Raw genomic sequence first — 11,897 nt, 5'->3', positions numbered from 1 at the left:
ATTGCAACCCAGGTTTAAAGGAGTAAGTATGAAGGAACTTTATACGGAGATTAATAAAAAACTGTATTACTTTACGATAATTGTTGTTATTGCCATTATGTTAATGGGTTTGTTAGTTGATAATCCCTATTATAGTCAAGATGGGGTAGCTTTTTTTCTCCATGGGTTATTTCTTACCATTTTTGCTATTAGTTTATTGTTGTACCCGAGGTATACATCACATAATTCCCGATTGCTCATCATGATTACAGCATTCTTATATTTTTATTCACTGTTTTTTATATATCCTGATACATGGTCGAATTTTATCTTTTTATGTTTGATTCCGGCTATCTCCATATTATTTTTTGATTCAAAACTCTTTTATTTTTCGTTAACACTTAATAGCATTTCTATATCCATGACATTCATATATATCATCCTAGTTGATAAAGGTGCCCATTATTCTTATATTCAAGATGATTTAGTAGGGAATATAATCAATTTCCTTGGCAGTCAAGCTATCATTTATTTTATTTTTTATATATCCTATGGTCGATTGAAGAAACAACAACTATATTTTCAACAAATTAAACAGTCAGAGCGTTTGAAGACGACTGGACAACTTGCAGCTGCAGTTGCTCATGAAATCAGAAATCCTTTGACAGTAGTTAAAGGGTTTTTACAGTTTTACGAGCAATCTAACGAAACAGATGAAAAGTTAAAAAAACATTTTCACTTAATGGTGGATGAGTTAAATACAGCAGAACAGGTTATTTCCCAATTCTTATCCATTGCAAAGCCAACGAAGGAAAAAGAATTAGAATCAGTGAGTGTCAAGCAGGTTCTTCAAAGTGTAACCGATTTGCTCCATTCTTATGGACTGTTACATGATAATCAAATTGAATTACGAATAGTAGACGATTCCTATATAGCAGCTAATAATATTGAGATGAAACAGTTATTCATTAATATTATTAAAAATGCAATAGAAGCATCAAATATTGGTGATTCTGTTGTAGTATCTGCATCAAAAATGAAGGAATTTGTTGAAATTAACGTTAAAGATTATGGTCAAGGGATGACAGAAAAAGAAATTGAGTCTCTAGGAACCCCTTTTTATTCTTTAAAAAGTAAGGGAACCGGACTCGGAATGATGATTTGCTTTAATATTGCAGAGAATTACAAAGGGAAAATTAGCTTTAAGAGTGCAAAAGGAGAAGGAACAACCGTTACTGTCCGTTTTCCTTCACTCATTTAATACCCGAATGGGGAAGGGGTGCCTGATATGAAGTTTGTCCCATTTGTAGAAGAAATGCTTGATGAAGCTGCCCTATTACTGTCCTTAAGACATCAGCAGGATCGAGTCCATTCACCTAGTCTTCCAGTAGATTATGAGAATGCGGCATTTGCACTCGAGGCTGTAAAGGCACTGTTTGAGAAAAGGGGAGTAGAGGGATTGGCGGTAGTTTTAGAGAATGAATTACTTGGCTTTATCCTGTACCGTTATAAAGTTGATCCACAAAGAGGCCGTCAAGTGTGGATAGATTATGAAGGATTTGCAATAAGAAAAATCCGAAACCCTGAATTGTATCGCATGATGTACGCAAAGGTAGCAGACAAGTGGATTAAACAGGGGTATTTCCAGCATTATATTATTGCTCCTTTTGGGAACCAAGCAGTCGAAGCATGGTTGAGGTTAGGATTCAGTTATGAGCAGGTCCATGCCATAAATGACTTAACCCAAATCACTCTTACCCCTCCAGACGCAAAGGGGATAACTGTCAGAAAAGCAACGGAAGCAGATCTAAATAATCTTAGAAGTATTGCCACACTTATCTTTAAACATCAAGCATTAGCACCAACATTTGCACCATTTTTTCCAGAAGATGAAGAAAAACTACGAGACGGGTATGCTGGACTTATTTCAGAACCAGATGTAGATGTATGGCTTGCCTTTGAAGAGAATAAATTGGTAGGATTTCAGGCTCTGTGGCCAGTAAATATGGATCATTCTAAGCACACACAAATGTCTATTCCTCAACATAGTATGGAGCTTGGGATCGGTGGTACGATAGAAGGCTATAGAGGAAAAGGAATTGGTCGTTTGCTAACGTACACGGCATTGAATGAAGTAAGGGCAAAGGGATATCAGTTAGTTGTCTCTGATTGGAGGATGACGAACCTATTATCCTCCACATTTTGGCCAAAACAAGGATTCAAAGAAACAGCCTACCGATTAAGTCGTAAAGTTGATTCCCAAGTTACGTGGGCAAGATAAAATAAGTTGAAAAACGTCCGGATTCGGGCGTTTTTTTATTGGTGATCTATATTTTCAAAAAGTAGATTGACAGATTTGTATATACAAGTTAGAATGAAAACGTAAACAAAACATGTATATACAAGTTGTCCGACGATGTAAGCGGAATTATTTTGTTTATTTGTTTCATAATAAAATTATTTGGTAACTCTTTACCAGGGAGGAATACAAAATGAGTAACTACACTCAACCGGCAAAAGATCTGCTAGAGCATATCGGTGGTAGCGAAAATATTTCTGTTGTTACACACTGTGTAACAAGAATGCGGTTTGTTTTAAAAGATCCGAAAAAAGCAGATATAGATAAGATTGAATCCATTAAGCTTGTAAAAGGTACCTTTACACAAGCGGGTCAGTTCCAAGTCATCATTGGGAATGAAGTGTCATCCTTTTACAATGAGTTTATTAAAATAGCTGGTGTAAGCGATACTTCTAAAGATGAGGCGAAACAAGCAGCGAAACAAAATATGAACTGGCTGCAACGAATGATCGCTCACCTTGCAGATATCTTTACTCCATTAATTCCAGCCATCGTTGTTGGGGGTCTTATTCTTGGTTTCCGAAATGTAATCGGTGACATCAAGATGTTCGAGGATGGAACGAAATCGTTAGTTGAGATGTCTCAATTCTGGGCAGGTACACATGCCTTCTTATGGCTAATTGGGGAAGCGATATTCCACTTCCTACCGGTAGGGATTACCTGGGCAGTTGCTAGAAAAATGGGGGCAACTCCGATTTTAGGGATCGTGTTAGGGATTACACTTGTATCACCACAGCTATTGAATGCGTATGGGGTCGCAGGTGCGACTGAAGTGCCATTCTGGGATTTTGGTTTTGCAACAATAGACATGATTGGTTACCAAGCACAGGTCATTCCAGCCATTTTAGCAGGTATAGTTCTTTCATTCCTTGAACTAAAATTACGTAAGGTCGTTCCAAATGCGGTTTCCATGATTGTTGTACCATTCTTTGCCCTAGTGCCAACGGTTCTAATTGCGCATACTGTACTTGGACCAGTAGGTTGGGCCATTGGTTCTTTCATCTCCGATGTTGTATACTCTGGCTTAACCTCTGCAGTAGGCTGGTTATTTGCAGCCGTATTTGGCTTTGCTTATGCACCCCTTGTCATTACAGGTTTACACCATATGACCAACGCAATTGACTTACAGTTAATGAGTGAGCTTGGTGGAACAAACCTTTGGCCAATGATTGCTTTATCAAATATTGCTCAAGGTTCTGCGGTTCTAGCGATGATCTATCTCAATAGAAAAAATGAAGAAGAAAAGCAGGTTTCAATCCCAGCAGCCATCTCTTGTTACCTGGGTGTAACAGAGCCAGCGATGTTTGGTATCAACTTAAAATATGGCTTCCCATTCCTAGCTGCAATGATCGGCTCAATGGTAGCAGCAGTGATCTCAGTAGGAAGCAATGTAATGGCGAACTCAATCGGTGTGGGTGGTCTTCCTGGAATTCTTTCCATCCAACCACAGCATATGCTAACATTCGCTATTTCAATGGTTGTTGCAGTAATTGTACCGTTCATCTTAACGGTTGTATTTGCAAAGGCGAACGTAGGTAAAGTATCTTTCAAAAGAAAATAATGTCGAGAGGAACATTGACTTGTTCCTCTTTTACTATTAAATAAGGGCTGGTGCTACAAACATGACTCAACCTTGGTGGAAAAAAGCGGTTGTATATCAAATTTATCCAAAAAGCTTTAATGATACGACAGGAAATGGTGTAGGAGATATTAAGGGGATTATACAAAAATTAGATTATTTAGCTACTCTTGGTGTAGAGGTTATTTGGTTAACACCGATATATGAGTCTCCGCAGCGCGACAATGGGTATGATATCAGTGATTACTTTCGCATCTATGAGCCGTATGGAACGATGGAAGACTTTGATCTTTTACTAAATGTTGCCCAAAAACACGGGATTAAAATCATTATGGATATTGTTGTTAACCACACTTCAACGGAGCACCAATGGTTTATTGAATCTAAGTCTTCAAAGGACAACCCTTATCGTGAATTCTATATATGGAAGGATGCAAAAAAGGGTGGGGCTCCGACCAACTGGGAATCTAAGTTCGGTGGAAATGCGTGGCAGTATGATGAAACAACTGATCAGTATTATTTACACTTGTTCGATGTTACACAAGCGGATTTGAATTGGGAGCATGAGCCTGTCCGTCGACAGGTTTACGATATGATGAAGTTTTGGCTAGATAAAGGGGTGGATGGCTTCCGTTTAGACGTGGTGAACTTACTCTCTAAGGACCAGCGTTTCTTAGATGATGATGGGTTAGTCGGACTGGGAGATGGACGCAAATTCTATACAGATGGTCCGAAAATTCACGAGTATCTACACGAAATGAACAAAGAGGTTTTCTCTCATTACGACATTATGACGGTTGGGGAAATGTCTTCGACTTCTATTGAAAATTGTATTAAGTACACAAATCCAAAACGGAAAGAGTTGGATATGACATTTAGCTTCCACCATTTAAAGGTAGACTATCCAAATGGAGAGAAGTGGTCAAGGGCAGACTTTGATTTCCATAAGCTAAAGCGAATATTATCTGACTGGCAAGTGGAGATGAATAGGGGTGGCGGTTGGAATGCCCTTTTCTGGTGTAATCATGACCAGCCAAGAGTGGTGTCACGCTTTGGAAATGACAAGGAATATCATAGGGAATCTGCTAAAATGCTAGGGACTGTCATCCATATGATGCAAGGAACTCCATATATTTATCAGGGGGAAGAATTTGGGATGACTAATCCAAATTTTGATTCTATTCATGACTATCGTGATGTAGAGTCGTTAAACATATTTGAGATCCTCAAAGGAAAAGGCATGGCGGAAGAGGAAATTCTTGATATCCTCAAGCAAAAATCACGTGACAATTCGAGAACACCTGTTCAATGGAATAGTGAGGAGAATGCAGGCTTTACAACAGGAACACCTTGGATTCAACCAGCAGCAAACTACAAAGTGATCAATGCAGAAAAGGCAATGGCCGACCAAGATTCTATTTTTTATCATTATCAAAAGCTTATCCAGTTAAGAAAAGAGTACAATATCGTAACAGACGGAAATTATGAGTTGCTTTTAGCAGATCATGATGCTATTTTTGCTTATATACGAGATAATGGTGATGAGAAACTACTAGTTGTGAATAATTTTTATTCCAAAGAAGTAGAGTTTGTATTACCTGAGTATGTGGATACCGAAAGTATGGCTAGTACCATTCTTTTATCCAACTATGCGGACTCATCAGAGGATTTTAAGCAATTGCGACTAAGACCGTATGAGTCTGTAGTGTACTATTTAAAAAAGTAAACTGGAGTTTTTAACATGACAAATAAGTATTTAACGATCCATAACGATATTGTACAGCAAATAGAAGCCGGGCAAATTGCACCTAATACCCTATTGCCCTCTGAGCATGAGTTAAAGGACCGTTACAATACATCGAGAGAAACGATCCGAAAAGCACTGAACCTTCTATCACAAAACGGGTATATACAAAAAGTCCGGGGGAAGGGCTCGATTGTCATTAAAAGCACAAAAGTAGATTTTCCAGTCTCAGGACTAGTAAGCTTCAGGGAATTAGCAGATAAAATGGGGCAAAAACCAGTCACTACGGTTCACGAACTCTCACTGATGAAACCAGATCCATTCATTATGAAGCAATTAAACTTGTCTAGTAAGGACCATGTCTGGCAAGTATTTCGAGTGAGAGAGATGGGTGGAGAAAAGGTAATCCTAGATAAAGACTATCTGAATAAAAAATTCGTTCCTATGTTAACAAAAGAAATTTGTGAACACTCGATATACGACTACCTTGAAAATGATCTACAGTTAAGTATCAGCTTTGCCAAAAAAGAAATTATCGTGGAAGAACCAACAGAGGAAGATCGACAATTATTAGACCTAGAAGGTCATCATAATATTGTCATCATCAAAAATTATGTTTATTTGGATGATGCAAGCCTGTTTCAATACACTGAATCCAGGCATAGGCCAGATAAATTCCGCTTTGTCGACTTTGCGAGAAGAAATCATCTATAAGAAGAACACCCCCTCTAGAGCTTTACAGGGGGTGTTTGTGTCCTTGTTAAGCTTCCGACTCAATCATTTTAACGATTCTCTCACAAATTTCATGGGTGATAAAAGAATCTTCGATCGACGGGTCAGGTGTTGTATTTGTTTTTACACAATCAATAAAGTGATCAAGCAACTGGTAAAAACCTCGTTTGTAGAGTGTCGGCTCCCAATCACCAAATTTTGTAAATCCTATTTCTTTATTATGATAGCGGGTAGTTTCAACCAAGCTATTTACAACAAACTTTTCATGACCTGCCATATATTCAATCATTTCTTCTGTCACTCCGCCATTGCGATTCATTATTCCTATGGCAATACAACCATCACCAATTAACTGGATAACGAGCTGATCCAGATAATCTCCATTTTTCAAATATTCTACCTTTACATCTATAACTGTCGTCCCCATCAGAAATCTTAGTGTATCAACTACATGGATAAAATCCTCTACCACAAATCGACGCACATAATCAGGTGCTGCATAGCGATTCTTTTGCATGATAATAAGGTTTGGTTTCCCATGTTCCTTTAGCTCTCTCACGCGAGGGATAAAACGTCTGTTGAAACCAACCATGGCAATTTTCCCTTTGTCTTTTGCTAGCCTAACAATTCTCTCCGTTTCATGGAAGTTCATTGATATGGGCTTATCAATGTATGTATGAACCCCATTTTGAAGCAGTTTTTCCGCGATTTCAAAATGTCCTTCTGTTGCTGTACTAACGATGGCTGCATCGATTTTTTTCGAAAGTAACTCATCAATATTCTTCACGGTTTCTTGAATTCGGTATTTGTTAGAAAGTCGATTAAGTGTCTTTTCATTTCTTGTACAAAGGACAAGCTCAATCTCTTCTTTTTCTGAAAGCACGGGTAAATATGCCTTTTTTGCGATATCTCCTAATCCAATGATTCCAATTTTCATAAAAACACTTCCTCTTCTTAGCTTATACAAAACCCCACAATTATATTGTGGGGTATAAGCTCTTAAATCTCAATATCTACACCAATGCTATCAAGTCTTCCAACCTCGCGGATGAAGGCAGCAACTTCTTGGTGTTGTTCATTTATCGTATAAGCTTCAACAGCTGCCACATTTTCGAAGCGAACCATAAGAATCACTTGGTATTCCTTACTTTTTTCAGAAAGATTGAAGGCAGCTTGAACTTCTACCACTCCAGTGATTGCTTTTTCCAAGGCTTTGAAGCGTTTGATTACCTCTTCCATTTGCTCCTGTGTTGTTGTTTCAGCGAACTTTAGTAATACAGTACGTTGTATCATGTTGAATCCTCCTACTAATTTTCTTTTCTTGTATTCTATAATGTTCGAGCATATATATCAATAAATACATGAATTCCCATTTTACCTACAGAAAAGCTGTTAATTCAGCAAAATCATTTTCATAATAAGACAAAACTAGTCAAAGGATTAAATTTTCCTTCATAGAAATTAAACTAGTAGACGTAAATTCTAGTAGTTTTACTAGAAAGTACAAAGAAAAATAGTTTAAGGGAGGAATACTTGTTGAAGATAGCTAGGAGCATAAAAAGTATTTTTGGAGTTCTCTTAATTTCTCTGTTAATTTTTACAGCAGCTGTCCCGATTCAAGCAATAGTGAAAAATGATGATGGACAATCTTCCGTTATAGTAGACAGTGAGTATGCTTTTATTCAGTTTGGTGATGCACCAATCGCTTCCTATGAGGGAAGCATTACAGGATACGAAAAAACAAAACCAGCTAGTGGGAAAAAGGTAGATTTACAGTCACAAGCTGCAAAGAAATATGGAAATCGATTAGAAGCCCAGCGATCAAATTATATAAAATGGTTAGCTAGACAGTTCCCTCAAGTAGAAGTTGTAACAGAGTATGATGTTACCTTTAATGGAATTGGCTTAAAGTTGAACGGAGCATCCTTAAAGGAAGTTAGCCGTGGACCTGGGGCCGTTAAGAGCGGGTATAGTGCAACCTATCAAAAAGCAATGAGTGAGAGCAATGCTTTAATCGGTGCAGAAGCCATTTGGGAGTCTCTTGGAGGACAAGCAAATGCAGGTGAAGGAATGAAAGTCGGTATCATTGATTCAGGGATAGATCATACACATGAATTCCTTGAGCCGAATGAAGGCATGTCGTATCCGGAAGAATTCCCTAAGGGCGATACTAGTCTAACCACACCTAAGGTAATTGTGGCAAAGGTATATAGCCAGGATCCAAAGCTAAGCGCAGAAGCAGTTGATAGCCACGGAACGCATGTAGCAGGTACGGTTGCTGGAAAGGCAGGGACAGAAACTGAATTAGATGATAAAACATTGAGTGGAGTGGCACCTGGGGCATATTTAGGAAACTATAATGTTTTCCCGGGAGATATTGCAAATGCCAAAAGCTTATTTATTGCTAAAGCAGTTGAAGAAGCGGTTGAGGATGGCATGGATGTTCTTAATTTAAGCTTAGGGGGAACACCACATAAGGGTGCAGACCTCTTGGATATGACCGTGAACTCAGCAGTAGATGCGGGAGTAGTGGTAGCTATCTCAGCTGGAAATGAAGGGCCAGGTAACTACACAGTTGGATCTCCTGGAACAGCAGAGAAGGTAATCACAGTAGCAGCAACAACCAATAGTCGTACCTTTGCTATGACATTAGAATCAGCAGCACTTACAGAACCAACCATTGCGACAACGGGCACACAAGGTGGAGAAGTCAAAGAACCTTTAACAGGTGAGTATGCGGTATGGGCAGAAGCAGCTGGTGGAGATAAACTGGCTTGTACCGCTCTTTCTGGTAAGCCATTAGAAGGCAAAATTGCGTTAATTCAACGCGGTTCGTGTACATTTACTACAAAAATAAATAACGCAGCTGCAGCCGGTGCAGTTGGGGTGATTATTTATCAGCTTGATGGAATTGCTGAACCAACACCAATGTCTTCGGATGGGGCGCTAGTTCCAGCCGTAATGGTTGGGAACGAAGCAGGAAAGACGCTTGTTAGCTGGGCGGGAGATCGTACTGTTACGATCAATAGTGACTTGCAAAAGGTGGACACCGATCCTAATCTGTTAGCAAACTTCAGCTCATGGGGACCGACACCAAATTACACGCTTAAGCCGGATGTAGCAGCTCCAGGGGTAAATATTTACTCTTCTGTCGTCGGTGGAGGTTATGAGCTTTATCAAGGGACATCAATGGCATCCCCACATGTAGCGGGGGCAGCAGCCGTATTATTGGCTTATAGCAAGAGAAATGATTTAGACTGGGGTCCAGCTGAAGTAAAAGCAGCCTTAATGGGTACAGCAAACGATGTAGAAGGAAGTGTTCTACCTGATACAGATGTGTCAGATCCGTTAAAGGTCGGGGCAGGTCTAATTGACCTAAGCAAAGCAATGAATCCTTCAGCGCTTGCCTTCCCATCATCCTTAAGCTTTGGACTCGTTCGCCCGGTAGGAAATCAAACGTATGCAATGACTGTTACGTTAACGAACCCAACTAATAAAGAGCTAGCCTACACCATTAGTGATGATGAAAATGTAAAAGTAAGCGATATGGAGGTAACGATCCCTGCTAAAGGTAGTAAGGAGATTACGGTAGAAGTGGTGAACCGTGGTACTCATGCAGGTGGACAAGCAGGTACGCCAAATTTCGTTAGCAGCTACTTAAATGTAAGCTCATCTGCGGGTGATATTCGTATTCCATACTTATACGTCATGGATTACAACCGCTAATAAAATATAAAAGGAGATTGCCGGGGGAAGGGCAATCTCCTTTTTCAAAGTTAAGAGATATTATTAATTTCAATAATACTATGCTGTAAAATTCCCATCATAGCTTAGCATAATGGCGGACCTTACTCCATCCATTTCGGAAATATTGTTGATGAAGTTCAAGTCATTATCCTTCACACGGACTTCATAGGTAACTTCATATTCACTACCAGGCATCACTGATTTTGATTTAACCGTATGCTTTTTTGAATTCTCTGATACGACATGCTCTAATGACTTTTCAATTGAATTGCCGTTGTAACGTATAACCAATAAATAGGGGTTTTCCACTTTAATACGATTTCCAAAGAAGATAAGAATGGCTCCAATGAGTAATGAACCAAGAGCAGCTAGTGGTACGAAACCAGCTCCGCAAAGAATTCCTACAATGATGGCCCAGAATAAGTAAACAATATCAATAGGATCTTTAATCGGTGTACGGAAACGAACAATGGATAATGCACCGACCATTCCTAGTGATAACAATACATTGGACGAGATACCAATGATAACTAATGATGTAGCCATTGACATAACAATTAATGAAATATTAAAGGTGTGTGAATAAATCACACCAGTAAACGTCTTTTTATATACCCAATAGATAAAGAGTCCAATCACTAATGATGCAAATAATCCAATCAATGAATCAACGATTGAAAAACTGCTGGTTTGCTCCAAAAATTTAGATTTAAATATATCTTGAAAATTAATTGTGTCCATCTTTATTCCTCCAATAATATTAACCGAACATACGGCTTATTTGATATTTTGAATAAGTGCCTCTTCGTCTGTCATGAAGTTGAACTAACTGCTTGATGATATCAGGTAAAAACTCATCGTACTTGACTTCTAGAATGACGATACCAGGGGTTGTTTCCACCATTGGGACATCTGGATTTAAAAGATCATTGTTTCGGAAGCTTGTCTTAACTGAGCTATCGAATGTGACTCGGACATTCCCGTACTCATAAATAAAAACCTCTCTCTCATAATCCACGATGGTAACAGGTTTTATCTGCAGGAGATTCATCTGCATATATAAATCTCTCATCAATAGCCGTGAATCATTTTCCATCCAAGCAATGTCTCCGGTTCTTACCTTTTCATATTCTTCAATGGTCATACGGCATTTTTGTTTATAGGTCATATTGTTTCGTTTGCTCTTTTTTTCGAGATTGATATAGCTAGTGTTATGATCATACAGCCTGACACGAAACTTATCTCGCTCGAAAAAGCCTTCCTTCTTTTGTTGAAGAACTTTATTATCAAAATTATCGAAGTATACACTTCTTATTAAGTATTTCCCATCATTATTAGCATTGGGGTCAGCAATCATCACATGCTGTAGCTTGCTTCTTAATAAATAGCAGTCCATTTTTGTGATTTCATGCTTTAGTTCATATCTCCCTTGAATGCCATTTAAGGTCAATGCCTTCACCATGTTCAACTCCTTTATGTTAGCTCCTTGATTCACATTATCGGTGGGTAACCTTAAACAAACCTTAAAAGGAAATTTACAATCTAAATTTTTGATTAGGAAACTATCGTTAATAATTTTTTCCGTTGTGAAACGGAAAAATGATAGATATAAATGAAATCGCTTTCATTGTAATATGAAATCAACAAGAAGATAGCAACAACATCTTCTTACTAAAAAGAACTTATCTAATTTCTTATTAATAGGCTCTCAGGTAAATGGGAGTAATTCAAAACATACTGGAGGAATTAATAATGAA

General features: G+C 38.4%; 10 protein-coding genes. 6 read left to right on the top strand and 4 right to left on the bottom strand.

The annotated features are described in order from the left end of the window. Nucleotides 1-28: 28 nt before the first annotated feature. From BKO01S_RS21545 to treR, 5 genes are all read left to right on the top strand, one after another. Nucleotides 29-1,240 (top strand): ATP-binding protein, encoded by a 1,212-nt coding sequence (locus BKO01S_RS21545; RefSeq protein WP_066059495.1) that lies wholly within the window; start codon nt 29-31, stop codon nt 1,238-1,240. A gap of 27 nt (nt 1,241-1,267) precedes the next feature. Further along, the gene (locus tag BKO01S_RS21540) at nt 1,268-2,260 is read left to right on the top strand and encodes a GNAT family N-acetyltransferase (protein WP_066059490.1); all 993 of its coding nucleotides are present in this window, start codon (nt 1,268-1,270) and stop codon (nt 2,258-2,260) included. 211 nt (nt 2,261-2,471) lie between these two features. Beyond that, on the top strand, nt 2,472-3,899 hold the full coding sequence (gene treP, locus BKO01S_RS21535; protein WP_066059486.1) for a PTS system trehalose-specific EIIBC component: 1,428 nt from the start codon (nt 2,472-2,474) through the stop codon (nt 3,897-3,899). 61 nt (nt 3,900-3,960) lie between these two features. Further along, complete coding sequence (gene treC, locus BKO01S_RS21530) at nt 3,961-5,643, top strand: alpha,alpha-phosphotrehalase (protein WP_066059483.1); 1,683 nt, start codon at nt 3,961-3,963, stop codon at nt 5,641-5,643. A 15-nt stretch (nt 5,644-5,658) separates the two neighbouring features. Then, complete coding sequence (gene treR, locus BKO01S_RS21525; RefSeq protein WP_066059481.1) at nt 5,659-6,375, top strand: trehalose operon repressor; 717 nt, start codon at nt 5,659-5,661, stop codon at nt 6,373-6,375. A gap of 46 nt (nt 6,376-6,421) precedes the next feature. On the opposite strand, the gene BKO01S_RS21520 is transcribed toward treR, so the two are convergent. Together BKO01S_RS21520 and BKO01S_RS21515 are read right to left on the bottom strand one after the other, a co-directional pair. Then, entirely contained in the window at nt 6,422-7,330 is a 909-nt protein-coding gene (locus tag BKO01S_RS21520) for a Gfo/Idh/MocA family protein (protein ID WP_066059477.1), read from the bottom strand. A gap of 62 nt (nt 7,331-7,392) precedes the next feature. Then, entirely contained in the window at nt 7,393-7,686 is a 294-nt protein-coding gene (locus tag BKO01S_RS21515) for a Dabb family protein (RefSeq protein WP_066059474.1), read from the bottom strand. 243 nt (nt 7,687-7,929) lie between these two features. Between BKO01S_RS21515 and BKO01S_RS21510 the strand changes: the two genes are divergently transcribed. Then, nucleotides 7,930-10,119 carry a S8 family serine peptidase gene (locus BKO01S_RS21510; protein WP_066059471.1) on the top strand — a complete coding sequence of 730 codons (2,190 nt, stop codon included), beginning with the start codon at nt 7,930-7,932 and terminating at the stop codon, nt 10,117-10,119. 78 nt (nt 10,120-10,197) lie between these two features. Here BKO01S_RS21510 and BKO01S_RS21505 read toward each other — a convergent pair whose 3' ends face one another. After that, nucleotides 10,198-10,881, bottom strand: a complete 684-nt coding sequence (locus BKO01S_RS21505; protein ID WP_066059468.1) for a DUF4956 domain-containing protein — start codon at nt 10,879-10,881, stop codon at nt 10,198-10,200. A gap of 19 nt (nt 10,882-10,900) precedes the next feature. Then, nucleotides 10,901-11,599, bottom strand: coding sequence for a polyphosphate polymerase domain-containing protein (locus tag BKO01S_RS21500; protein ID WP_198158866.1), 699 nt, complete (start codon nt 11,597-11,599; stop codon nt 10,901-10,903). Between the last annotated feature and the right edge of the window lie 298 nt (nt 11,600-11,897).

It is taken from the genome of Robertmurraya korlensis NBRC 107688, from assembly GCF_001591645.1.
In the GTDB taxonomy this organism is placed as follows: Bacteria; Bacillota; Bacilli; order Bacillales; family Cytobacillaceae; genus Robertmurraya_A.
The sequence above is the reverse complement of the archived record's forward strand: the minus strand, read 5'-3'. Positions and strand labels throughout refer to the sequence as shown.

Excerpts from the sequence above, each read along its gene's own strand:
- BKO01S_RS21540 (WP_066059490.1), top strand. The coding sequence starts at position 1,268 with ATGAAGTTTGTCCCATTTGTAGAAGAAATGCTTGATGAAGCTGCCCTA.
- treC (WP_066059483.1), top strand. The coding sequence starts at position 3,961 with ATGACTCAACCTTGGTGGAAAAAAGCGGTTGTATATCAAATTTATCCA.
- treP (WP_066059486.1), top strand. The coding sequence starts at position 2,472 with ATGAGTAACTACACTCAACCGGCAAAAGATCTGCTAGAGCATATCGGT.
- BKO01S_RS21520 (WP_066059477.1), bottom strand. The coding sequence starts at position 7,330 with ATGAAAATTGGAATCATTGGATTAGGAGATATCGCAAAAAAGGCATAT.
- BKO01S_RS21545 (WP_066059495.1), top strand. The coding sequence starts at position 29 with ATGAAGGAACTTTATACGGAGATTAATAAAAAACTGTATTACTTTACG.
- treR (WP_066059481.1), top strand. The coding sequence starts at position 5,659 with ATGACAAATAAGTATTTAACGATCCATAACGATATTGTACAGCAAATA.
- BKO01S_RS21515 (WP_066059474.1), bottom strand. The coding sequence starts at position 7,686 with ATGATACAACGTACTGTATTACTAAAGTTCGCTGAAACAACAACACAG.
- BKO01S_RS21505 (WP_066059468.1), bottom strand. The coding sequence starts at position 10,881 with ATGGACACAATTAATTTTCAAGATATATTTAAATCTAAATTTTTGGAG.